Raw genomic sequence first — 23,014 nt, 5'->3', positions numbered from 1 at the left:
ACCTGCCGGAAAAGCCATATAACACAAAAAGGGCAGCCCTTGCAGGCTGCCCTTTTTGTATAGGTTCGTATGAAGAAAACGGAGATTACTTATTCTTTTCCTCGTCCAGACGGTCGAGCAGGTCCCAGACGCCCAGCATATACTGGATGCCCAGGGCGCGGTCGTACTTGCCGTAGCCGGGGCGGCAGTTGCCGGGGCCTTCCTCCCACAGCTGGCGGCCGTGGTCGGGGCGGATATAGCCCTCGTAGCCGCCGTCGTGGTAGGCGCGCAGGATCTCAATGATGCCGGTCTCGCCGCAGCAATCGCGGTGGGCGGCCTCGCTGAAATCGCCGTTGTCGAAGTGGTGGATGTTGCGGATGTGGGCAAAGGCGATGCGGTCGCAATGCTTGCGCACGATCTCGGCAACGTTGTTGTTGGGGTCGGCGTTCAGGCTGCCGCTGCACAGGGTCAGGCAGTTGTACGGGTCGTCCACCATGGACAGGAAGCGGTCGATGTTCTCGGCGTTGGTCAGCAGGCGGGGCAGACCAAAGATATCCCACGGGGGATCATCCATATGGATGGCCATCTTGACGTCGCACTCGCGGCAGGTGGGCATCAGCGCTTCGAGGAAGTACTTCAGGTTATCCCACAGTTTCTCCTTGGTGACGGGGGCATATGCCTTGAACAGCTCGTCCAGCTTCGCCATACGCTCCGGCTCCCAGCCGGGGAAGGTCATGTTGTACTTCTCGGTGAAGTCGAGGATGTACTTTGCCATCGCCTTGTAGTCGTCCTGGATCATGTCCTTCTGATAGAACAGGGCGGTGGAGCCGTCACCCACGGGGTGGAACAGGTCGGTGCGGGTCCAGTCAAAGATGGGCATAAAGTTGTAGCAGATGACCTTGACACCGAACTTGGACAGGTTGCGGATGCACTGCTTGTAGTTTTCGATGTACTTGTCGCGGGTGGGCAGGCCGATCTTGATGTCGTCATGGACATTCACGGACTCGACAACGTCGCCGTTGAAGCCGTACTCGTGCAGCTGGTCCATAACTTCCTTGATTTCGGACTCCTCCCAGATTTCGCCGGGCATCTTGTGATGCAGCGCCCAGACGATGCTGGTAACACCGGGGATTTGCTTGATGTCGCGCAGGGTGATGGGGTCGTTGCCCTCACCGTACCAGCGCCAACCCATTTGCATTGGCATAGGGGCCTCCTTTTATTTTATGAATTTCGTTTATCTGATTGTACGCCGCCGGGCGGCGCGGGGTCCTGTGTTGTCTTATCAGCCGTTCAGGGCGTCGTGCAGGGTCTTGCGGACAGTACCGGCACCGGCGATCTCTGCCTTGAAGTATGCCTTGATCTTGTCAGCCAGCACAGTCTTGGTCAGGTCGCTGCCGAAGATGGAAGCGTTGGACAGGATGCCGTCCAGCTGGTCGGTGACGGTTTCGGGCTTGCCGAACTCGATACCGGCGAGCTTGGCCTGCAGGTCGTCCTTCAGCGGGTCGGCGGAAACCTCAAAGGCGTTGCCGTTGTCGTCGATGGCCAGCAGGTAGCGCAGCCAACCGGCGATGGCCAGAGGAATGGACACCAGCGTGTTCAGATCGCGGCCCTCGGCGACATAGCTCTTGATGGTCTCGCCAAAGCGGATGCCGACCTTCTGGGAGGTATCGGTGGCGATACGCTGGGGTGCGTCGGGCATAAAGGGGTTGGGCAGACGCTGCTCAACGACCTCGTCGATGAACGCCTTGGGGCTCATGATCTTGGGGTCAACGACAACGGGCAGACCCTCGACATAGCCCAGACGCTTGATGAGGGCGACGATGTCGGCGTCCTTCATCTCGTCGCAGATCAGGGTGTAGCCCAGCATGCAGCCGTAAACGCTCATGGCGGTGTGCAGGGGGTTCAGGCAGGTGGTGACCTTCATGCGCTCGGTCTTGTTGACGGTGTCGCGGTCGGTCATGTAGACGCCGGCCTTTTCCAGCGCGGGGCGGCCGTTGGGGAACTTGTCCTCAACGACCAGATACTGCGGGCGCTCGGCGTTGACGAACGCGGCAATGAAGGTGTTCTTGCCGGTGACGATGGGCTGCATATTCTCGATGCCGTCGGCAACCAGCTGCTCCTCCACGATCTTGTGGGGGCGCGGGGTGATCTTGTCGATCATGGACCAGGGGAAGGCGATCTTGCTCTCATCGCTGAGGTAGTCGATGAAATCCTGACCGACGTAGCCCTTTTCCAGCCAGGCCTTGGCAACGGTCATGACGCTGGACTGCAGCTTTTCGCCGTTGTGAGAGCAGTTGTCCATGCTGACGACGGCCAGGGGGTACGCACCGGCGTTGAAGCGCTCCAGCAGCAGGGCGGCGACCATGCTCATGGCATGGCGGGCGTGGGCGGGGCCTTCGTCAATGTCGGCCTGCACAACGGGCATCAGGCTGCCGTCGGGACGGTACAGGGCGTAGCCCTTCTCGGTGATGGTGAAGGAGATCATCTGCAGGCTGGGATCGGTGAAGATGGCCTTGAAGCGAGCCATCATCTCGGCGTCGGACGAATCGGCGCGCAGACCCTCGGCCACAGAACCGATGATCTCACGGCTGGTGGTGCCGTCCGGGTTGAGGGTGACGTTCATGGTCAGGTTGTCGAACGGGGTGTAGATCTTGTCAATGATGTCGTAGTCGAAGGTGTCGGCCGCAATGATGCCGCGGTCGGCCAGACCCTCGTTCAGCAGGCGCTGCTGCAGGGCGGCAATAAAGCCGCGGAAGATATTGCCCGCACCGAAGTGGACCCAGATGGGGTGCTCCTTGGTGGCGGCGGTCATGGCGGCGTGGTCGAACTTGGGCAGCTTAACGCCCAGCTTTTCCCACTCGGCTTTCTGGTTTACGATAGAAGCGGCATTCATCTGCATAGTGGTAGCTCTCCTTTTTTATAATCGCGGCAGCGCCTTGGCTGCTCTAAACCCTGTGGGCAGTTTTGTGCCCGCTATATTTATAGTATACCGCGCAATTTTTTTCGTTAAAATGGCCGTAGTTGCTTGAAAAATTGCAAAAATTGCGCTAAAATGAATTTTAGGAAATAATAAGGGTTTTGGGGCGGAAAATGCGGGTTGAACCTGCCGTAAGGGGAAGCCTTCCCCCTGGGGGGAAGGTGGCGCGGAACGCGCCGGATGAGGGGAAACCATCCGGCAGCTGCCCCCTCATCAGTCACCTGCGGTGACAGCTTCCCCCAAAAGGGGAAGCCCAGCTTGTAGAAAAATCCTGTTTCCGGAAGATTTGTAGGGATGGGTCTTGACCCATCCGCACATCTGGCCGCGCGCAGCGCATAAAATCGCGCCGAATGGCGCGTGGTTTCCCGATATATCGTGCTTTTTGCAAAGCAGCACGGAACGGTCGAGACCGTTCCCTACAAACCTACCGAGAGTTCGCAATCATCTTGTTAGGTTTATCGACAGTCTGAGCCTTCCCCTTGGGGGGAAGGTGGCGCGCTTGCGCGCCGGATGAGGGGAAACCATCCGGCAGCTGCCCCCCTCATCAGTCACCTGCGGTGACAGCTTCCCCCAAAAGGGGAAGCCGCTAATGCCGTTTGCCCGTTATGCTGTTGTAACCGCAAAATCGCGGGCGGGGCATGCCCCGCCCCTACTCATTCCCACTCTCAATTTTCAACTCTCCCAACGAGGTGTCCTATGTCCTCCTCCAACTTCAACCCCTACACCACGCGGCAGTCGATGATCGCGCCGGACTATGAGGTCTACCGCTACCACTCGGCTTATATGAACGAGGTCGAGCTGCACCACCACGATTTTTACGAGATCTACCTGCTGCTGCGCGGCCGCGTGGAATACATCGTCGAAAACCAGATCTACCGCGTGCGCCCCGGCGACTGGATGCTCATCAGCCCGCTGGAGCTGCATCAGGCGCGCATCGCCACCGATGCCGACGCGTATGAGCGCATCGTTTTGTGGATTCGGCGCTCCTATCTGGAAAGCCTGTCCACCCCGCGCACCAGCCTGACCCGCTGCTTTGACACCAGCGTGCCCGGCCACACCAACCTGATCCGTCTGCCGGGCACATCGGGCGCGCAGCTGCGCAGCACCGTCGAACGCCTGTGCGCCGCCAAGGCACAGCAGGACTACGGCAGCGACTTGCTGGCGCAGGGCGCCCTGATGGAGCTGCTGGTCGGGCTGAACCGCGCCGCCGCCGACCGCGCCGACATCCACCCCGCGGGCACCAGCGACCAGGTCGTGGACGCCGTGCTGCACTACATCAACCAGCACTACAACGAGCCGCTGACGCTGGATCTTTTGGCCGAAAAGTTTTTTATCAGCAAATATCACCTGCTGCGCAAGTTCGACGCGCAGGTTGGAACCACGGTGCATCGCTATATTTTGCAAAAACGCCTGCTGAACGCCAAGCAGCTTTTAGCAGGCGGCGTGCTGCCCAACGAGGTTTGCCAGTATTGCGGCTTTGGCGATTACGCCAACTTTTACCGCGCCTTTAAGGCGGAGTACAACCAGACCCCGCGCCAGTATGTGCAGAGCCTGCGGCGATAATTCCGCTTGCATAATGCAAAAAAAGCGAGTACAATGTTCAAAACGAAAGGGGTTTGTATGGCAGAACAGCGGGTCTCTGCGGGCATCGCCTACACGCTGACGCGGCGGCGGGTGCGCAACATCAACCTGCGTGTGCGGGCGGACGGCTCGGTTGCCGCCAGCGCCCCCACACGTCTGGCGGTAAAATGGGTGGACGCCTTTGTGGCCTCGCGCGCCGATTGGGTGCGCGCCGCACAGGCCCGCGCCGCCCGCCGCGCCGCTGCCGAACAGCAGCAAAACGACGCATTACCGCCAAAAGCGGACGCGCTGGCCCATATGACCGCGCTGTGCCGCGCATACTATCCACAGTTTGCGGCCACCTGCCCCTGCGGGCAGATGCCCAAAATTGCCGTGCGCGACATGAGCACCCGCTGGGGCTCCTGCAGCCTGAAAACCGGCACACTGGCCTTTGCGCGGCGGCTTTGTGTCATGCCCCCTGCCGCGCAGGAATATGTTGTGGTACACGAGTTTTGCCACTTCGCCCACCCCGACCACAGCCCCGCCTTCTGGGCGGCGGTGGCCGCCGTGCTGCCCGATTACAAGCAGCGCCAACGCCTGCTGAAATTGGGGTAGCGGCACACTTCCCCGAACCATCCCCCACCCTACCATGTATAAAGGAGCATTGCCGTGGCATCTTCGCACAAAAAATATCAAACGCTGATGAGCAATACCCTGCTGTTTGCCATTTCCAACTTCAGCTCCAAGCTGCTCAGCTTTTTTATCCGCCCCTACCTCAGCTACGCGCTGGACACCCCCGACATCATGGGCGTTTCCAGCCTGCTGCAGCAGGCCACCAACCTGCTGATCCCCGTCGTCAGCCTGGGCGTGGCGTATGCGGTCATCCGCTTCGGGCTGGACAAATCGATCAATAAGGACAGCGTCTTTGTCAACGGCGCGGCCACCATCGGCGCCGGCTTCTGCCTGCTGCTGCTGGCCATGCCGCTGGTTCGGCTGATACCCAACGCCGCCGAATACCTGCCGTTTTTGTACCTTTGCGTGCTGGCCAGCTGCCTGCGCACGCTGTGTACGCAGTTTATCCGTTCGCGGCTGCTCAACCGCCTTGTGGCGCTGGACGGTGTTCTGACAACGCTCAGTTTGCTTATCTACTACCTTGTTTTTTTGACGGTGTTCAAAATGGGCGCCACCGGCTTTTTGCTGGCCAACGCCATGGCAGACCTGACCAGTATGGTGTTTGTCTTTTTTGCCGGCAAATGCTACCAATATTTTGACGTTAAATCGTTTGATTTGCCGCTGTGGAAGGACATGCTGCGCTACTGCCTGCCCATGATCCCCGCGTCCATCAGCTTTTGGATCATCAACGCCAGCGACATGTTTTTTGTGCAGGCGCTGTGCGAGGGGTACGAAGGCCGCAGCGGCAACCACTGGGTGGGGCTGTTGTCGGCGGGGTATTTTCTGCCGCAGGTCATCACCATTCTGGGCACGATCTTCTACGAGGCGTGGCAGCTTTCCGCCGTGACCGAGGAAGCCGACCGTCAGGTGTTTTTCAGCAAGGTGTTCCGCATTTACGCCAGCGTCATGTTCTGCGGCGTGGCGGGCATCATTATGCTGTGCCAGCCTATGATGCGCATCTTCAAGGCCAGCTACTTCGAGGCATGGACTTTTGTGCCGTTCCTGACGCTCTGCTCCATGTGCACCTGCCTGAACCAGTTTTTGAACAGCATCTATGTGGTGTACAAGCGCAGCACCGGTTCGCTGGTCACGATGCTGTGCGGCGCGGTGGTCAACCTGATTTTGAACTACCTGTTCATTCAGTGGTTCGGCCCCTGGGGCGTGACCCCCGCCAGCTTCATCAGCCTGATGCTGGTGTTTATTCTGCGCGCCTACTCCACGCGCGGCTTGCTGGATATGGATTTCCACCCTGCGTGGCTGCTTTTGAACCTGGCCCTGGTGCTGGGCGAAATCTGGTTTATGTTCAATGTCGAGCATTGGGTGCTGCCGGTCATTGTCATCACGGCGGCGGTCTGCGCACTGAACCTGCGGGAGATTTTCAGTATGCTGGAAAAACTGCTGGGGCGGTTTATCAAAAAGAAAGCCTGACAAAACGGGTGTACAGCAAACGCAGGGGGGGGCGGCCATCGGCCGCCCCCCTTTAGGCTGTCGAAGAACCTTCTTTGACTTTATGCAGCATTTGCGACCTATCGAATGGTTTGTAGGGAACGGTCTTGACCGTTCCGTGCCGCCTCGCCAAAAGAACGACACAACGAGAAAACCGCGCGCCATTCGGCGCGATTTTATGCGCTGCGCGCGGCCAGATGTGCGGATGGGTCAAGACCCATCCCTACAAATCTTCCGGAAACAGGCTTTTTCTACAAGCTGAGGGGGCGGCCATCGGCCGCCCCCCTAGTTTATTTTCTATCCTACCCCAAAATCAATCCATGTCCTCAAAGGCTTCCAGACCCTTTTTGGCCTCGGCCTTGGTGTCGCCGTGGCGCACAAAGCACATCGTCACAAAGCTCAGTGCCACAAAGGTCGCGGCATACGGGAACAGCACGCGGTAGTCAATGGCGCGCATCAGGCTGCCCGCCACAATGGGCGTAACGACCTGCGCCGCCATCGAGAAGGTGTAATAATACCCCGTAAACTTGCCGATATCACTGCCGCGGCACATCTCCACGACCATGGGCAGCGAGTTGACGTTGATGGCCGCCCACGCCAGACCCACCAGCGCAAACACCACATACATGATGGGCTGGATGGAGGAGTACATCGTCGTAAGCAGGTAGCCCAGCATAAAGCAGGTGGCCAGCAGCACAATGCCGCACTGGATGGTACGCTTGCGGCCGATCCTGGCAGCCAGCGCGCCGATGGGAATGTACGACACGATCGCGCCCGCCGTGGCGACCAGCAAGCAGGTGGACGCACCGCCCAACCCCTCGCCCATGACGGCCTCGACATACTTGGTAAACCACGTTGTAACGCCATTATAGCCGATAAACCACAGCGAGATGGAAATCAGCAAAAAGGTCAGGCTGCGCTTGACGGGCGCGGGCAAAACCTCGTGGCCGGTGCCGTCATCGGCGGCAAGGTTCCATTCGGGGTGCGCCGCCTCCAGCTTTTGGTTTTCCACCTGCAGCTTGGGTTCCTTGATGGTCAGGTACAAAATCAGCACCGCCGTGACCATGATCATCGACACAATAAAGAACAGCGGGCGGTAGCTGACGTGCGCCAGCCCCTTGGTTTTGGACGCGGGGTACAGCACCGCCGCCAGGCCCAGGTACAAAATGCCGCCCACGGCACCCATCAGGTTGATGATGGCGTTGGCGCGGCTGCGCAGCGGCTTGGGGGTGACGTCGGGCATTAGGGCGACCGCCGGCGAACGGTAGGTGCCCATGGAAACCAGCAGCAGACCCAGCACCACAATAAACAGCACCAGCGTGCCCGGCGCGGGGTTGGCGGCGTAGCGGTCGTCCAGCAGGGGGATGAGGTTCATCAAAATGGCGGCAGCTGCCGTGCCGCCCACAATAAACGGCATACGGCGGCCGATTTTTGTGGTGGTCCTGTCGGACAGCGCACCAAAAAACGGCAGCAAAAACAGCGCCAGTACGTTATCCGCCGCCATGATGGCACCGGCGAAGGTCTCGTTCAGCTTGAAGGTGTCGGTCAAAATCAAGGTCATGACGCTGTCGTACATCTGCCAGAACGTACAGATGGACAAAAACGCCAGACCCACCAAAATGGTGCGGCGGTTGTTCAGTTTCACTTCAAATTCTCCTTACTTGCGGGGACGCTGCGCCCCATACTGGCTATATTGTATCATCGTTTGAACACTTTGTCTATATTTTTGTGGAAACTTGTACAATATTTGCTGAAATTTGACGAACACCTACACTTGCATTTGCCGTAGATTTTGTTACAATAGGGGTAAGAAATTTATTTGCCTGTTATAAAGGGAGGTCATTTTATGCGACGCATTATCACCATCGCCCGCGATTTCGGTGCCGGGGGCAGCACGCTGGGGCGGCGCCTGGCGCAGGAGCTGGGCATTGAATACTACGACCGCGACATTATTCTGCAAACCGCCAAGGCCAGCGCGCACCTCTCCCCCGCGCAGGTGCGCCAATGGGACGAGCGCGTCCCCCACGAGTTCGGCTTTACCCAAAGCCTGTTCAACTTTTACAGCCGCCCGTTGAGCGAGGAGCTGTGGAACGCGCAGGTGGCAGCCATCCGCCAGCTGGCCGAGCATGAAAGCTGCGTCATTGTGGGACGCAACGCCGACTATATCCTGCGCGAATTTGACCACACACTGCGCGTTTTTGTACATGCGGACAAATATTTCTGCATCCGCCACATGCAGGAGCTGATGCCCGACGCCACCCGCGACCAGATCGAGAAGGATATGGTCGCCGTGGACCGCGCCCGGCAGGACTATTGCACCCGCTACACCGGGCGGCAGTACGCCGACAGCCGCAACTACGACCTGACGCTGAACACCGGCAAGCTGGGCTTTGACAAAGCCTACGAGCTGCTGCTGGCGGCGGCGAAGGATATCAAGTAAGGGGTTTGTATGCTGACTGTCCGAGATATGGAGTTTTCGCCCACGCGGCCGCGCATCATCGTGCCGCTGTTTGCCCGCGATTTAATGTCGCTGCGCGCCCAGACCGCCGCCGCCGAGGCCAGCCCCTTTGCCGAGCTGGCCGAGCTGCGCCTGGACCCACTCCCGCGCGAAAGCTATACCGACGCCCTTTGTGCGGTGCGTGCCGCGCTGCACAAGCCGCTGATCGTCACGATACGCACCGCCGCCGAGGGGGGCGAAGCGCCCTTTACGCCCGACGCCTACCGCGATGCCTGCCTGCAGCTGCTGCAAGCGGGCGGCATGGACTTTTTGGACATTGAATGGCTGCCCGCCGCCGCCCACCGCGCCGCGCTGCTGGCAGCCGCCCACGAAAAAAACGTGCGGATCATTTTCAGCGAGCACCATTTTGATGTGACCCCCGCCACCGATGCCATGACCGAAACGCTGCTGGCCATGCAGCGCGCGGGGGCGGATATCGCCAAGCTGGCGGTCATGCCGCACACCGCCGCCGACGCCGCACGGCTTTTGCAGGCCACGGCACAGGCCGCCGACGCCTGCCCCGACGGCCATTTTCTGACAATGAGCATGGGCAAACTGGGCGAAGTCACCCGCTTTTGCGGCGGAGCGTTCGGCAGCTGTGCGACCTTCGGCACACTGGGGACCGCCAGTGCGCCCGGCCAGCCTGCCGCCGCCGCGCTGTACGACTGGCTGCAAAAAAGCGGCAGAACGTAAAAAAGTACAACAAAACCGCGCAGTTCCCGCCGTGGGAATTGCGCGGTTTTCCGTACAAACAAAAAACCGTGCGGTCTTTCGACCGCACGGGAATGCTTTGTCAGCTTATTCCGGCTGAATAGCACCGGTGGGGCAAACGCCCTCGCAGGCGCCGCAATCGACACAGGAAGCAGCGTCGACCACAGCCTTGTCCTCCATGCTGATTGCACCGACGGGGCAAGCGTCAACACATGCACCGCAAGCAACGCACTCGCTAGAAACAGTATGAGCCATCGTGATACTCCTTATCTCCGTGCTGATTCAAGTACCCTTACCGGCCCTGCACGGCTGCTTCCCGGTACGGCACACGGCGGGCAAGCCCACTATGTTACAAGTATTTTATCATAAAACGGCGGGGGATGCAAGTGTTCGCGGCAGGAATTTTTGCCGCGCATCAATCCATGTCGGGGTCGGGGGCTTTGGGGGCGCGCTTGCCGCCGCGCAAATAGACGCAGTCGGTCAGCTTATAGACGCGCGGCGCCAGAATTTCAACGTTGGAACGCACTTTCAGCGTGCCCGCCACAGGGTTTGCCTCAATGACGGTGCCCTCACCGTCAGGCGTGCGCACCACGCTGCCCACCTGCGGCGTGATGGAATTTAGGTATTCGTAGCTTTTTTGCTCGTAGGCAAGGCAGCACATCAGCCGCCCGCAGGAGCCGCTGATCTTGGCGGGGTTCAGGCTCAGGCCCTGTTCCTTGGCCATTTTGATGGACACAGGCTGGAAATTTTTCAAAAAGCGGCTGCAGCAGAACGGCTGCCCGCAGATGCCCAGCCCGCCCAGCATCTTGCTTTCGTCGCGCACGCCGATCTGGCGCAGCTCAATGCGGGTGTGGAACTGCGCGGCCAGGTCCTTGACCAGCTCGCGGAAATCCACGCGGTTGTCGGCGGTAAAGTAAAACACCAGCTTGCTGCGGTCCAGCGTGTACTCGGCGTCGACGAGTTTCATCTGCAGGTTGTGCGCGGCGATGCGCTGCTCACACACGGTGTAGGCCTGCTGCACGTCCACGCGGTTTTGGCGCATGCGGCGCACGTCCACGGCGTCGGCCACGCGGATGACCGGCTTGACCTCGCGCGAGAAGCCGGGCACCTCGTGCAGGCCGCGCACGACCTCGCCACATTCGGTGCCGCGGGCGGTGGTCACGATGACGTAATCGCCCTCGGTGACGGTGAACGCGCCGGGGTCAAAATAGTACGCCCGGCCGTTTTCTTTGAATTTAACAGAGATAACTTTCATTGGGTATTCCTTTTTGCAAATCTGAAATAGGATAGATGTATCGGGAAATAGCGCGCCGTTCGGCGCGGCAGCGTGGTTTATGGTATGTGTAGGGGCGACCATCGGTCGCCCGCCAATTTGGCGCAGCATCGCATTTTTTGTGGTTTTCTTACAAGGCAAACGGGCACGGGCGAGCAATGCTCGCCCCTACCAGTCTGTTAAAACTAAAACTTCACCTTTTTCGGCAGGTTTGTAGGGGACGCATATATGCGTCCCGTACAGTTTACCCGTTATACCGCATGATCGGGACGGCTGCGGCGGGCGGCATAGTAGCCGTGCCTACAAGAGTTTTTGTCAGACAGCTCATTGGTGTGCCGCTTTGCCCAGATCCGCCGCCAGAACCGCCAGAATCAGCTTCAGGTTGCCGTTGGCGGACAAGTCTTTTTTGGCGCTGTAAACCGCCTGCAAAGCATCGGCGGCAGCGGCGGGTTTCAGCCCCCCGCAGGCGTCCGCCCCGTAGGCGGGGCGGCGCAGCACGGCGCTGCACAGCTGCTCCAGTTGCCACAGCAGCGCGGCAAAGCCCTCGCGGTTTTTCTCGTACCCCGTCAAAAGTGCCAGGGCGCGGTAGGTATCCTGCTGCGCGGCGTGGCCCAGCAGCTTTTTGGCGTCGGCCAAAAGGGCGCGGGTGTCGGCGTCGGCAAACACCTGCAGCGCCTTGCCGATGTGCCCCTCATATAAAAAGGAAAGCTCCTGCGCCAAGGGTGCGGGCAAGCCGCGGCTGCCCAGCAAAGCGCAGCATTCGTCGGCGGGGACGGGCGCGACTGTGTAGGCCGCGCATCGGCTGCGAATGGTCGGCAGCACGGTGGCGGCGCTGGGCGCGGTCAGCAAAAACAGCACGTCGGCGGGCGGCTCCTCCAGAATTTTCAGCAGGGCGTTGGCCGCCGAGCCTTGGGTGCCGTTCAGGTTTTGCGCGCCGTAAATAAACATCACGCGGCCCGCGGCGTCGGTGCTCAGCGCCGAATGTTGGATCTTTTCCCGCATGGCGCGCACGTCGTCCACGGGGATACCCCCGCTTTTGCCGCTGCCGCGCAGGCTGACGCACTCGCTGTCGGTGCCGTTCAAAACGGCCTCGGCGTGGGCGCCGCCCTGCGGGTACAGGTAGTCCGCCGCCAAACAGCGCGCGGCAAAGCCCGCGCCGCAGCCCGGCTCGCCCACCAGCAAAATGGCATGGGGCAGCCGTCCGCCGCGCAGGGCCGCGCCCAGCTCGGCTTTTAAGGCCGTGTTACCGGCCAGACGTTCCAGCATCACAGCTTTTCAAAGCGCTCGACGTTGGTCACCATAATGGTTGCGCCGCCCACAGTCACCTGCATGGGCATGGCACTCTCGATGCCAAGACCCATTGTGGCGGTGCCGGGCACGATCTCGGTGCGCTGCTTGCAGCAGTTGGAGATGATGCCGATGCACTCGTCCACGCGCTCGTCCTCGGTGCAGATGAGCAGGGTCATGTTGCCGGCCATCAGGAAACCGCCGGTGGTGGACAGGCGGGTGACGTAGAATTTCTGCTTCAGCAGGTCGTGGCAGACAGCGCGGGAATCCTCTTTATTGACGATAGCGGTGATCAGTTTCATAATAAGCTCAACCTTTCTGTAAATAAATTAGCGGTTGCGGTTTTCCCAGTCGCGGCGGCGCTTTTGCGCGCTGGCGGTATCCTTGCACCAGTCGACAAGTTCCTTGCCGTAGAAGGCCAGGAAACCCGCCAGCCCCAGCACCAGGCTGAGTTTGGCGGCAACGCTGCCCGTAACAAAGCTGACGGCCCAGAAAAACAGCTCCAGCCAGCCAAGATACTTCATTTTGAACGGAATAACGCCAAAAAGCAGGGCGGTCTGCTCCGGCCAAAGCCAGGTGTAAGCGAACAGCATGCTCATAAAAATGGCGTCGGGCGTGGCGTAGCCCACCAGCAGGCAGCTTGCCCATGCGCCCAGCATACCCAGCACAAGGAACACCGTCATGCGGAAATCGCCCCACAGGCGGGTCAGTGCGTTGCCGATCCAGAAATAAAACAGCAGGTTCAAAATGCCGAACACGCCGCCCAGCCAGATGGGCTGGAACAAAAACGTGACCAGCCGCCACACCTGCCCGTGCAGCAGCGCGGCGCGGCTTAAAACGATGTACGATGCAAAATTGCGGTTGATCAGCAGCACGACCAGCCCGGCCATCAGCTGCCCGACCAGCAGCCCGTTGACCAGCTGCGGAATGGCCAGCCGACCGAAGCGGCGTTCCAGTTTATCGACCCAATCCATACGGAAAAATCCTCCTTGCGGTTTTGCCTATGGTAAATTCCTACTAATACCCTATTTTAACATTTTCCCGTGGGGAGTGCAACAGTTTCCCGTCGAAAAGCGCAGAATTTCCACAGCGGATTTTCGGGGTTTTCCACCGATTTTTTGCCCTTGCATCGTACAGGCCGTGCATAAGTGGGGGAGTTTTCCACACTTTCCACAGAGTTTTCAACATTTTCAACGTGGATAACCGATATACATTGTGGATAACTTCGGCGCAATATGCCGCAGAGATAAGGTCGCTGCGGTGCGGAGGGGAGGCAGTCACCTTGTAGAAAAAGTCTGTTTCCGGAAGATTTGTAGGGATGGGTCTTGACCCATCCGCACATCTGGCCGCGCGCAGCGCATAAAATCGCGCCGAATGGCGCGCGGTTTTCCCGCCATGTCGTGCTTTTGGCAAGGCAGCACGGAACGGTCAAGACCGTTCCCTACAAACCAATCGATAGGTCGCAAAGACTACATAAACGCAAAGATGTTTTTTCGGCAGTCGGGCGGCTGCGCATGTTTTTTACAAAACGCTGCCTTACGCACGGCCGTTTTACATAAATTTTACAAACACTTTACCTTGGCATGATGGCAAACCGGCGGGGACATCCTATATAATAGAAACTGGTATAGGGTGCGGCAAGCCTGTGTGTTTCCGCCCAGTATGAAAAAGAACGGATGTGTATACTTCCCATGACCATTTTTAATGTGTTTACCCTGATGGGCGGCATTGCGATGTTCCTGTACGGCATGGACCTTATGGGCAAATCGCTGGAACAAACCGCCGGCAGCAAGCTGCAGGGCATCTTGTCCACCATGACCGCCTCCCCCGTGCGCGCGCTGCTGCTCGGCATGGCCGTCACGGCGGTCATTCAGTCCAGCGGTGCCACCACCGTTATGGCCGTCGGTTTCGTCAACTCCGGTTTGATGGAACTGCACCAGGCCATCGGCGTCATCATGGGCGCCAACGTGGGCACCACCGTCACCGGCTGGCTGCTCTCGCTTTCCGGTTTGGAGGGGGACAGCTTTATCACCCGGATGCTCAACCCCAACGCGTGGAGCCCCATTCTGGGCTTTATCGGCATCTGGCTGTACACCTTCGGCAAGGACCGCCGCCGCGGCGTGGGCAAAATTATGCTGGGCTTCGCCATTTTGATGAGCGGCATGGGCATCATGTCCTCCGCCATGAGCCCCCTTGCCGACGAACCGTGGTTCATGCAGCTGTTCCTCAGCTTCAAAAACCCCATTCTCGGCGTCATTGCCGGTGCCGTGCTTACCGCGGTGCTGCAATCCAGCTCGGCCAGCGTGGGTATTTTGCAGGCGCTCTGCTCCACGGGGGCGGTCACCTTTTCCGCCGCCGTGCCCATCATCATGGGTCAGAACATCGGCACCACCGTCACGGCGCTGATCTCCAGCGCGGGCGCCAACAAAAACGCCAAGCGCACCGCCTTTGTCCACCTGTATTTCAACCTCATCGGCACCGTGGTGTTCCTGCTGGGGTTCTACGGCCTGAACGCCGTCATCGGCTTCAGCTTCTTTAACGAAACCGCCAACACCTTCGGCATCGCCATTGTGCACACCGTGTTCAACTTGGTCACCACCGCGATCCTGCTGCCCTTCAACCGCGTGCTGGAACGCCTGGCCATCATGACCGTGCCCGACTCCCCCACCGACAGCGGCGAGCAGCACTCCCTGCTGGACGAACGTCTGCTGACCACCCCGTCCGTCGCCGTCGGCCGCGCGATGCTGGTGGGCGGCGATATGGCCGAGATCTGCCGCACGGCGCTTTTGCAGGCCATGTCCACGACCCGCGTCTGGAACGACGCCATCGCCGACGAGGTCACCCGCAAGGAGGACGCCGTCGACCACTACGAGGACGTGCTGGGCACCTACCTTGTCAAATTGAGCGCCAAGCACCTCTCGCAGGACGATAACCGCACCGTCAACACGCTGCTGCACACCATCGGTGACTTCGAGCGCGTCAGCGACCACGCCGTCAACCTCATCAAGGCGGCGCGGGAAATTCGCGATAAGTCGATACAATTCAGCGAGGAAGCCCTCAATGACCTGAGCGTTCTGGAGGCGGCTGTGCAAGATATCGTAAACCGCACGGTGGATGCTTTCCAGAAAAACGACGTCTACGCGGCAAAAAAAATCGAGCCGCTGGAGGAAGTCGTGGACGGTCTGGTGCGCGAGGTCAAGAGCCGCCACATTATGCGCCTGCAGGCGGGCGCGTGCAGCATCGAGTACGGCTTTGTGCTGGACGACCTGCTGACCAACTACGAGCGCATCGCCGACCATTGCTCCAACATTGCCGTTGCCATGATCGAGGTTTCGCTGGATAAGTTTGACACCCACGAATACCTCAATGCCGTAAAGCACGGCGAAGACGTTAAATTTGAACGCCGCTACGAGAAATACCGTGACCGCTACACCTTTGAGCCGGAGGTCTATGCCGGCGCGGAGGACACCGAAAAAACCGAAAACGAAGCGTAAATACCATACCGTGTGCCGCCGCCGGGCCGCTATTTTCCAAGGGTACGACCTGACGAAACGCGCCGGAGGGCGGCACATTGTTTTATAGAGGAGGACTTTGTATCATGATTCTGATCGTTGAGGACGATTCCGGCATCCGCGAACTGGAAGAATACGCGCTGCAATCCAACGGGTTCGACGCCCGCGGCTGCGAGGACGCCGCCCATTTTTGGGCGATGCTGCGCGATACCACGCCGGAGTTGGTCATTCTGGACGTCATGCTGCCCGACGAGGACGGCTACCAGATTCTGGGCAAGCTGCGCGCCGACGCCGCGTACAGCCGCGTGCCTGTCATTATGGTCACCGCCAAAACCGGCGAGATCGACGTCGTCAAGGGGCTGGACCACGGCGCGGACGACTACCTGTGCAAGCCCTTCGGCGTGATGGAGTTTATTTCCCGCGTAAAGGCGGTGCTGCGCCGCAGTGCGGCCGCCGCCCCCGCGCCCAACCACCTGCTGCAATTCGGCGAGATCGAGCTGGACGATACCTCCCGCACCGTCCGCGCCGCCGGTGCCCCCGTGGAGCTTACTTATAAAGAATTTGCGCTGCTGCATCTGTTTTTGGAGCACCCCGAAGAAGTCCTGGCCCGCGAGCGCATCATGAAGGAAGTCTGGGACACCGACGACCTGCTGGAATCCCGCACCATCGACATGCACGTTCGCACGCTGCGCCAGAAGCTGGGCGCGGCGGGGGACGCCATCCGCACGGTGCGCAAGGTGGGCTACAAGCTGACCATGGAGGGCAACGATGACTGACACCGGCAAGGCCCCGCAAAGTATGCGCCGCCGCTACCGCAGCGCCATGATGTGGGTCAATGTTTTTTGCGTTGCGCTGACCTTTTTGCTCTGCACGGTGCTGTACCGCCAAATTTACGCCCACCGCGTGGATCAGTACCTGCAAAGCGTCGGGGCTGCCGTGGCCGCCGAATTTGACGGCGACGCCGCCGACCTGCCCGCCCGCCTGCCGCAAAACCAGCCGCTGCGCTTTACGCTGATCGCGCAGGACGGCACGGTTCTGTACGACAATTTCTCGCAGCAGCTGCCCAACCACGCCGACCGCCCCGAAGTACAGGCCGCGCTGCAAAACGGCACGGGCACGGCCACCCGCACCAGCGCCACGCTGGGCGTCGAGAGCCGCTATTTTGCCCTGCGGCTGGACACGCCGAACGGCGTGCAGGTGCTGCGCGTCGGGCAGGACGTGGCCAACATCTGGGGCGTCGGCATGAACACCCTGCCGCTGATCGGCCTGGCCCTGCTGCTGATCCTGGCGGGTGCGGCCGTCGTCAGCCGCGCCATGACCTATCGGCTGGTGCAGCCCATCACCCGCATGGCCGAAAGCCTTGACACCATCGAGGCCGATGTGCCCTATGAGGAATTGATCCCGCTGGCGCGCACCGTGCAGAGCGACCGCAAGCTGCGCGAGGACAATGAGACGATGCGCCGCGAGTTTACGGCCAACGTCAGCCATGAGCTGAAAACCCCGCTGACGAGCATTTCCGGCTACGCCGAGCTGATCGAAAGCGGCATGGCCAAACCGGAGGATATCCCCGGCTTTGCGGCGCGCATCCACAAGGAGGCGCTGCGCATGATCGCGCTGGTCAGCGACATTTTGCAGCTGAGCGAGCTGGACAGCAACCAGGCCGCCCACCGCAACGAGCAGCCCGTAGAGATGCAGAATGTCGATCTGGCGGCGCTGGTCAGGGAAATTGCACAGACCATGACGGTGAACGCCCGCCGCGCCTACATCACCCTGCAATACGACGCCAAGCCCGCCGTCGTGCACGGCAGCCGCGACCTGCTGGGCGAGCTGGCAACCAATTTGTGCGACAACGCCATACGCTACAACCAGCCGGGCGGCCATGTGGAGCTGCGCTGCGGCACGGGCGCGGACGGCTGCCCCTACCTGATTGTGGAGGATAACGGCATCGGCATCCCGCAGGACAGCCAATCCCGCGTGTTTGAACGGTTCTACCGCGTGGACAAAAGCCGCAGCAAGGCCACCGGCGGCACGGGGTTGGGGCTGGCAATCGTCAAGCACATTGCCCTTTTGCACGACGCCCGCATCGACCTGCAAAGCCAGGTCGGCAGCGGAACGGTCATCAAGGTGACCTTCCCGAAGGCGTAAACCGTACCGATCAAGGAGCTGCCCATGAAACTCTATCGCTGTTTTCAAGCCCTGTGGGGGGTTCTTTTGGCTGCCGTCGCTGTGCTGGTGACGATTTTCCACAACAACCCCACCCTTGAGATCAACCCTGTGTACATGGTGGGGCTTGCCGCCGTATGGCTTGTTATTTTGTACGCTGTAACGAAATTATGGCAGCGTCCGTGGCAGCCGCACCCCTTGGCGGCACCGCTGATTTTGGCGGTGTATACGGCCTTTTGTCTGCTGCTTTGCTGGACGCTGCGTGTCGGTGCCAATGACAGCTGGGACTACCCCATCGTAGCCCGTCAGGCGCAGGAACTGGTCTTGCAGGGCACACCCCCCGGGGATTATTTTGCGCTATACCCCAACAACGCCGCCCTGCTGTGGCTGTACGCCGGGCTGTTTACCGTGGCCCATGCGCTGGGGGCACAGCAGCTTATGAACGTACTTACGGTGTTCGGCTGCCTGTGCATTGCCGCGGGGCAGTGGTTTACCTACCAAAGTGCCTGCCTTTTGTGGGGCAAAAAGCGCGGGCTGCTGGCCCTTTGCTTTGCCCTGACCTGCCCCGCCCTGCTGTTTTACGGTGCCATCTGCTACACCGACACCGTCACCCTGCCGCTGGTTTCGGCCGCGCTGTGGGCGTGGCTGCGCGGCCGCCAAAGCAGTAAGCCCGCCCGCTGGCAGGCGCTGGCTCTTGCGCTTACGGCCGCCGCCGCGGTGCTGAAAATTTCGGCCGCCATTTTGGCCGTTGCCTTTGTTCTGGACTTTTTGCTGTACAAAACACCCGGCAAAAAAGCGATGCTTCGCGGTTTTGCCGCGTCTCTGGCGCTGTTTGCCGTACTGCTGGCGGCGGGCAGCAAGGCCGCCAAAGCCGCCTTGCCCCGCTACGACGGCGTACCTATCCCCTACACCCACTGGGTCATGATGGGGCTGAACGGCGACGGCGGTTACAACGATGACGATTACAAGCTGACGCTGGCCTACCCCACCTACGACGAGCGCGTGGACTTTACGCTGCGCACCATCGGGCAGCGCTTGTGCAGCATGGGCGTGGGTGGCACACTGCAGCATTTGGGGCGCAAGCTGTGCTACATTTGCAGCGACGGCCTGTGCTATGTGCAGCAAAAGCTGAACCACGGCGGCGTGAACCCGCAAAATATCTTTACGGCGTTTATCATACCGGGCGCCAAACATGTGCGCTGGCCGTACACCCTGGCCGATGCCTGGCAGCTGGCCTTGTGGATCCTGTGCGCCGTCGGTGCCCTGAACGCCGCCCGCCGCCGCGATGCCGATTTTGCCGTGGGCCGCATGGCGGTGTTTGGGCTGCTGCTGTTCTTGCTGCTGTGGGAAGCCCGAAGCCGCTACATCGTTAATTTTTTGCCCCTTATCCTGCTGTGCGGCGCAGACGGGCTAAACTTGAACAAAAAAGCCGAATAAAACAAAAAGGACGCTTGCGCGTCCTTTTTGTTCAAACTGTTGAAAAAACCTCTTTGACTTTATGCAACATATGCGAACTGTAAATTGATTTGTAGGGAACGGTCTCGACCGTTCCGTGCTGCCTTGCCAAAAGCACGACGCGGCGAGAAAACCGCGCGCCATTCGGCGCGATTTTATGCGCTGCGCGCGGCCAGATGTGCGGATGGGTCAAGACCCATCCCTACAAACATCCCGGAAACGAACTTTTTTACAAACAAAAAGGACGCTTGCGCGTCCTTTTTGTTTTTCTGAATTATTCCTCGTCCTCTTTTTCGGGCACGATCTTGCGCGCCACGGCCCACAAAATTTTGCGGTCCTCAATGCTTTGCACATCAAAATGGATGCCGCAGGTCTCCACCGACGGCGTGGTGCCGTCCTCGGGGATGGAGGGCAGGCAGCTTAAAATCATGCCCGCTACGGTGTCGTATTCGCGGTCCTCCGGCAGGGTAAAGTCCAGCTCCTCGGCAAATTCCTCCACCCGCATACTGCCGCTGACGCGCCAGATGCCCTCGCCCACTTCGGTCAGGTCCTTCGGCTCGGCGGGGTCGAACTCGTCAAAAATATCACCGACGATCTCTTCCAGCAGGTCCTCAATGGTCACAATGCCCGCCGTGCCGCCGTACTCGTCCACAACCACGGCCAGGTGCTGCTTTTGCGCCTGCATGTCCTTAAACAGCTGGTCGGCGTGTACGCTTTCGGGCACAAAATAGGCCGGGCGCAGCAGGGATTTCAGCGGCTGGGGGTCGTTGCCCTGCAGGTTCAGCAGGAAATCGCGGGCGTTCAGAATACCGCAGATATCGTTGATATCCTCGTCGTACACGGGGTAGCGGCTCAGGCCGGTTTCGCGGATGGTTTGCAGGATCTCCTCGTTGGTGTCCTCCAAAGAGAACGCTGTAACGTCAGGTTCCGGGGTCATGGCGCCGCTGGCGGTCATGTCGCCGAAGTCGAACACATTCTCGATCCACTCCTGCTCCTCGTGGGCGATGGTGCCCTGCTCGCCGCTGTTTTCCACCATCAGGCGCAGGTCCTCCTCGCTGGCAACGCCGTCCTCGGCCTCGGTTTTCATGCCGAACAGCGTCAGACAGCCGTTGGTCGTAACGCCCAGCAGGGCGATCATCGGCGCAAAGCAGAAGCGGATCACCCGCATAACGGTCAGCGCGGGGCGGGCGAACAGCATCGGCTTTTGCATGGCGACGCGCTTGGGCACCATCTCACCGAAGGCGATGGAGAAAAACGAGATGATGACGGTGACCACCACGGTGGAGATGACCCCCGCCACGCCCGCCGACAGCGGCAAATGCAGCGTAGTTACGAGGAAATAGCTTAAATAGCCGGAGAAGTTGGCCGTACCGAAGGCGGCGCTTAAAAAGCCGGACAGCGTGATGGCCACCTGAATGGCGGACAAAAAGCTGTTGGGGTTTTCCACGACCTTGAGCAGCGCGGCGGCGGTTTTGTCGCCGTCGTCGGCCTGTTTGCCCAGCTTAACGGGATTCAGCGAGAGAAACGCGATCTCCGAGCCGGCAAAAAAGGCGTTCAGCAGAATAAAGACGAGCTGTAATACGATTTGTTCGGGAAGATTTTCCACAAAAAGACACTCCTTGGTTGATAAATGGGCGGCGGTGCCGCAAAAGCAAATTCACGCAAAAAAAGCAAAGCCCCACGCGATGCCGCGCTAAGCCTTGCTTGTATCTCATTCACGTTTATGGATATTTCGTCGGGGGACTGTGTCGCCGTCGGCGTTCATATGCGGGTTGTTCCTTTCACAGCAGAATCATGGAATTAAATGGTATTATACAATGCTTGCCGGTATTTGTCAAGGGCGGTCAGACACGAACCGGCCGCCGATAAAACAAAAACGAGGCGGCCACTGCCCCGCCTCGTTTTCATAAAAAGAAGGAGAAAAACAGAACGTCTTGCCGTTTCCTGCAACGAAACGGAACCCACCCCTCTACAAGCGGATGCCCTTCCTTCAGACTCGGCAGGGCGCTCTGGTATTCCACTTCTTTATCGACCACAGGGGATATATTTTGTCCTCTGTGCTATGCTTCGATGCTTATATAGTACACGATTTTTGTCGGAAATGCAAGAGGTTTCAGTGTACAATGTGCTGTAAAATCTATGTATAATTTTGTGCAACTTGTCCCATATTCTGAACAATAGTCATACTTTACGTTCAATTTATGGCGCAAATCGTCATTTTGTGCGCAGTGCAAAAACAGTGCGATAAAACACCCCCGCCGCCCGAAGGTTCCGGGCAGCGGGGTTCGTTTCATTTCAGATGTTCCGCAGCACGTCCTGCAAAATTTGCAGCGTGCTGTCCACGTCGGCTTCGGTCAAAATCAGCGGCGGCAGCAGCCGCAGGCGGGTCTTGGCGGTCAGCACCAGCAGACCGCGCTGCTCGGCGGCGGCGCGCACGGCGGCGGCGCTTACATCGTCCGAAAAAGCGATGCCCACCATCAGGCCCAGGCCGCTGACCTCGGCCACATGGGGCAGCTTGGCCAGACCTGCGCGCAGGCGGGCGGCACAGGCGTTGACGTTTTGCAGACAGGCCGCGTCCAGCGTGTTTAGCACGGCCAGCGCACCCGCACAGGCAACGGGGTTGCCGCCAAAGGTGGAGCCGTGCGAACCGGGACCCATGTGCTCGGCCACGCGGCGGGTCATGGCAAACGCGCCGATGGGCAAGCCGCCGCCCAGCCCCTTGGCCAGCGTTACGATGTCGGGGTGCAGGTCAAACTGCTCACACGCCAAAAAGGTGCCTGTGCGGCCGATGCCGGTCTGCACCTCGTCCACGAGCAGCAAAATGTCCCGCGCCTTGCAAAATTCAGCGACAGAACGAACATATTTCTTATCCAGCGCCACAACGCCGCCCTCGCCCTGCACAAGCTCCAGCATCACGGCGCAGGTGTCGGCATCGGCGGCAGCCTGCAGCGCGGCAAAGTCCCCCGCCGTAACGTAGGCAAAATTCTGCGGGAAGGGGCCGAAATCGTGGTGGAACACATCCTGCCCCGTGGCGGTCAAGGTGGCCAGGGTGCGCCCGTGGAAGGAGTTGACCAGCGTGATGACCTTGCTGCGGTGCGCGCCGTAGGTGTCCACGCTGTATTTGCGGGCAGCCTTGATGGCACCCTCGTTGGCCTCGGCACCCGAATTGCCAAAGAACACCGCGTCCAGCCCCGTGCGCGCGCAGAGAGCCTCGGCCAGTGCGCCGCACGGCTGCGTGTAGTACAGGTTGGAGGTGTGCTGCAGCGCGGCCGCCTGTTGGGTGACGGCGGCGACCCACGCGGGGTGGCAGTACCCCAGCGAATTTACGCCGATGCCGGAGGTAAAATCCAGATAGCGCCGTCCCTCGGCGTCGGCGGCGTACATGCCCTGCCCCGACACCAGCGCCAGCGGACTGCGGTTGTAGGTGTGCAGGACGTGGGCATCGTCGCGGCGGATAATTTCAGTTGTGGTCATACAATCCC

At 59.8% G+C, this 23,014-nt stretch carries 19 protein-coding genes; 9 read left to right on the top strand and 10 right to left on the bottom strand.

What is annotated here, in order from left to right; genetic code table 11:
* Positions 1–85 precede the first annotated feature (85 nt).
* Together uxuA and Q0I19_RS07910 are read right to left on the bottom strand one after the other, a co-directional pair.
* Entirely contained in the window at positions 86–1,183 is a 1,098-nt protein-coding gene (uxuA, locus tag Q0I19_RS07915; protein WP_294760838.1) for a mannonate dehydratase, read from the bottom strand.
* Between the two features lie 78 nt (positions 1,184–1,261).
* Entirely contained in the window at positions 1,262–2,878 is a 1,617-nt protein-coding gene (locus tag Q0I19_RS07910) for a mannitol dehydrogenase family protein (protein ID WP_294760840.1), read from the bottom strand.
* A 774-nt stretch (positions 2,879–3,652) separates the two neighbouring features.
* Here Q0I19_RS07910 and Q0I19_RS07905 point away from each other — a divergent pair.
* From Q0I19_RS07905 to Q0I19_RS07895, 3 genes are read left to right on the top strand one after another with little or no spacing between them, the layout of a single operon-like run.
* On the top strand, positions 3,653–4,519 hold the full coding sequence (locus tag Q0I19_RS07905; RefSeq protein ID WP_294760841.1) for an AraC family transcriptional regulator: 867 nt from the start codon (positions 3,653–3,655) through the stop codon (positions 4,517–4,519).
* Positions 4,520–4,576: 57 nt separating this feature from the next.
* Positions 4,577–5,131: a YgjP-like metallopeptidase domain-containing protein gene (locus tag Q0I19_RS07900; protein WP_294760842.1), complete on the top strand. Its 555-nt coding sequence runs from the start codon at positions 4,577–4,579 to the stop codon at positions 5,129–5,131.
* A gap of 54 nt (positions 5,132–5,185) precedes the next feature.
* On the top strand, positions 5,186–6,616 hold the full coding sequence (locus Q0I19_RS07895; protein ID WP_294760844.1) for a polysaccharide biosynthesis C-terminal domain-containing protein: 1,431 nt from the start codon (positions 5,186–5,188) through the stop codon (positions 6,614–6,616).
* Between the two features lie 331 nt (positions 6,617–6,947).
* On the opposite strand, the gene Q0I19_RS07890 is transcribed toward Q0I19_RS07895, so the two are convergent.
* Positions 6,948–8,279 carry an MFS transporter gene (locus Q0I19_RS07890; RefSeq protein WP_294760845.1) on the bottom strand — a complete coding sequence of 444 codons (1,332 nt, stop codon included), beginning with the start codon at positions 8,277–8,279 and terminating at the stop codon, positions 6,948–6,950.
* 201 nt (positions 8,280–8,480) lie between these two features.
* Here Q0I19_RS07890 and Q0I19_RS07885 point away from each other — a divergent pair, with 201 nt between their 5' ends.
* Positions 8,481–9,074 carry a cytidylate kinase-like family protein gene (locus Q0I19_RS07885; RefSeq protein WP_294760846.1) on the top strand — a complete coding sequence of 198 codons (594 nt, stop codon included), beginning with the start codon at positions 8,481–8,483 and terminating at the stop codon, positions 9,072–9,074.
* A gap of 9 nt (positions 9,075–9,083) precedes the next feature.
* Positions 9,084–9,824, top strand: a complete 741-nt coding sequence (gene aroD / locus Q0I19_RS07880) for a type I 3-dehydroquinate dehydratase (RefSeq protein ID WP_294760848.1) — start codon at positions 9,084–9,086, stop codon at positions 9,822–9,824.
* Between the two features lie 105 nt (positions 9,825–9,929).
* Here aroD and Q0I19_RS07875 read toward each other — a convergent pair whose 3' ends face one another.
* The 5 genes from Q0I19_RS07875 to Q0I19_RS07855 form a co-directional block, all read right to left on the bottom strand.
* Entirely contained in the window at positions 9,930–10,097 is a 168-nt protein-coding gene (locus Q0I19_RS07875; RefSeq protein ID WP_294760850.1) for a 4Fe-4S binding protein, read from the bottom strand.
* 160 nt (positions 10,098–10,257) lie between these two features.
* The gene (locus tag Q0I19_RS07870) at positions 10,258–11,097 is read right to left on the bottom strand and encodes a stage 0 sporulation family protein (protein WP_294760852.1); all 840 of its coding nucleotides are present in this window, start codon (positions 11,095–11,097) and stop codon (positions 10,258–10,260) included.
* Between the two features lie 342 nt (positions 11,098–11,439).
* Positions 11,440–12,381, bottom strand: a complete 942-nt coding sequence (locus Q0I19_RS07865) for a hypothetical protein (protein ID WP_294760886.1) — start codon at positions 12,379–12,381, stop codon at positions 11,440–11,442.
* Entirely contained in the window at positions 12,381–12,704 is a 324-nt protein-coding gene (locus Q0I19_RS07860) for a cyclic-di-AMP receptor (RefSeq protein WP_294760853.1), read from the bottom strand. Before Q0I19_RS07860 ends, Q0I19_RS07865 begins: the two co-directional genes overlap by 1 nt.
* 27 nt (positions 12,705–12,731) lie before the next feature.
* Positions 12,732–13,376, bottom strand: coding sequence for a Rhomboid family protein (locus tag Q0I19_RS07855; protein ID WP_294760854.1), 645 nt, complete (start codon positions 13,374–13,376; stop codon positions 12,732–12,734).
* Between the two features lie 717 nt (positions 13,377–14,093).
* On the opposite strand from Q0I19_RS07855, the gene Q0I19_RS07850 reads away from it, so the two are divergent.
* The 4 genes from Q0I19_RS07850 (at position 14,094) to Q0I19_RS07835 (ending at position 19,514) form a co-directional block, all read left to right on the top strand.
* Positions 14,094–15,896, top strand: a complete 1,803-nt coding sequence (locus tag Q0I19_RS07850) for a Na/Pi cotransporter family protein (protein WP_294760855.1) — start codon at positions 14,094–14,096, stop codon at positions 15,894–15,896.
* Positions 15,897–16,000: 104 nt separating this feature from the next.
* The gene (locus Q0I19_RS07845) at positions 16,001–16,690 is read left to right on the top strand and encodes a response regulator transcription factor (protein WP_294760857.1); all 690 of its coding nucleotides are present in this window, start codon (positions 16,001–16,003) and stop codon (positions 16,688–16,690) included.
* The gene (locus tag Q0I19_RS07840) at positions 16,683–18,059 is read left to right on the top strand and encodes an ATP-binding protein (RefSeq protein WP_294760858.1); all 1,377 of its coding nucleotides are present in this window, start codon (positions 16,683–16,685) and stop codon (positions 18,057–18,059) included. The genes Q0I19_RS07845 and Q0I19_RS07840 overlap by 8 nt, the downstream gene beginning before the upstream one ends.
* 24 nt (positions 18,060–18,083) lie before the next feature.
* Positions 18,084–19,514 (top strand): glycosyltransferase family 39 protein, encoded by a 1,431-nt coding sequence (locus tag Q0I19_RS07835; protein WP_294760860.1) that lies wholly within the window; start codon positions 18,084–18,086, stop codon positions 19,512–19,514.
* A gap of 292 nt (positions 19,515–19,806) precedes the next feature.
* Here the strand turns inward: Q0I19_RS07835 and Q0I19_RS07830 are convergent, their stop codons facing one another.
* Positions 19,807–21,138, bottom strand: a complete 1,332-nt coding sequence (locus Q0I19_RS07830) for a hemolysin family protein (protein ID WP_294760861.1) — start codon at positions 21,136–21,138, stop codon at positions 19,807–19,809.
* 689 nt (positions 21,139–21,827) lie between these two features.
* Complete coding sequence (locus tag Q0I19_RS07825) at positions 21,828–23,006, bottom strand: acetylornithine/succinylornithine family transaminase (protein WP_294760862.1); 1,179 nt, start codon at positions 23,004–23,006, stop codon at positions 21,828–21,830.
* Between the last annotated feature and the right edge of the window lie 8 nt (positions 23,007–23,014).

The sequence above is a fragment of the uncultured Gemmiger sp. genome, assembly GCF_934561205.1.
In the GTDB taxonomy this organism is placed as follows: Bacteria; Bacillota; Clostridia; order Oscillospirales; family Ruminococcaceae; genus Gemmiger.
This window is presented reverse-complemented; position numbering and strand designations above follow the sequence as displayed.

What these genes read in the sequence shown, in the direction of transcription:
- uxuA (WP_294760838.1), bottom strand. Translation starts at nt 1,183, where the DNA reads ATGCCAATGCAAATGGGTTGGCGCTGGTACGGTGAGGGCAACGACCCC.
- Q0I19_RS07910 (WP_294760840.1), bottom strand. Translation starts at nt 2,878, where the DNA reads ATGCAGATGAATGCCGCTTCTATCGTAAACCAGAAAGCCGAGTGGGAA.
- Q0I19_RS07905 (WP_294760841.1), top strand. Translation starts at nt 3,653, where the DNA reads ATGTCCTCCTCCAACTTCAACCCCTACACCACGCGGCAGTCGATGATC.
- Q0I19_RS07900 (WP_294760842.1), top strand. Translation starts at nt 4,577, where the DNA reads ATGGCAGAACAGCGGGTCTCTGCGGGCATCGCCTACACGCTGACGCGG.
- Q0I19_RS07885 (WP_294760846.1), top strand. Translation starts at nt 8,481, where the DNA reads ATGCGACGCATTATCACCATCGCCCGCGATTTCGGTGCCGGGGGCAGC.
- aroD (WP_294760848.1), top strand. Translation starts at nt 9,084, where the DNA reads ATGCTGACTGTCCGAGATATGGAGTTTTCGCCCACGCGGCCGCGCATC.
- Q0I19_RS07875 (WP_294760850.1), bottom strand. Translation starts at nt 10,097, where the DNA reads ATGGCTCATACTGTTTCTAGCGAGTGCGTTGCTTGCGGTGCATGTGTT.
- Q0I19_RS07870 (WP_294760852.1), bottom strand. Translation starts at nt 11,097, where the DNA reads ATGAAAGTTATCTCTGTTAAATTCAAAGAAAACGGCCGGGCGTACTAT.
- Q0I19_RS07865 (WP_294760886.1), bottom strand. Translation starts at nt 12,381, where the DNA reads ATGCTGGAACGTCTGGCCGGTAACACGGCCTTAAAAGCCGAGCTGGGC.
- Q0I19_RS07860 (WP_294760853.1), bottom strand. Translation starts at nt 12,704, where the DNA reads ATGAAACTGATCACCGCTATCGTCAATAAAGAGGATTCCCGCGCTGTC.
- Q0I19_RS07855 (WP_294760854.1), bottom strand. Translation starts at nt 13,376, where the DNA reads ATGGATTGGGTCGATAAACTGGAACGCCGCTTCGGTCGGCTGGCCATT.
- Q0I19_RS07850 (WP_294760855.1), top strand. Translation starts at nt 14,094, where the DNA reads ATGACCATTTTTAATGTGTTTACCCTGATGGGCGGCATTGCGATGTTC.
- Q0I19_RS07845 (WP_294760857.1), top strand. Translation starts at nt 16,001, where the DNA reads ATGATTCTGATCGTTGAGGACGATTCCGGCATCCGCGAACTGGAAGAA.
- Q0I19_RS07840 (WP_294760858.1), top strand. Translation starts at nt 16,683, where the DNA reads ATGACTGACACCGGCAAGGCCCCGCAAAGTATGCGCCGCCGCTACCGC.
- Q0I19_RS07835 (WP_294760860.1), top strand. Translation starts at nt 18,084, where the DNA reads ATGAAACTCTATCGCTGTTTTCAAGCCCTGTGGGGGGTTCTTTTGGCT.
- Q0I19_RS07825 (WP_294760862.1), bottom strand. Translation starts at nt 23,006, where the DNA reads ATGACCACAACTGAAATTATCCGCCGCGACGATGCCCACGTCCTGCAC.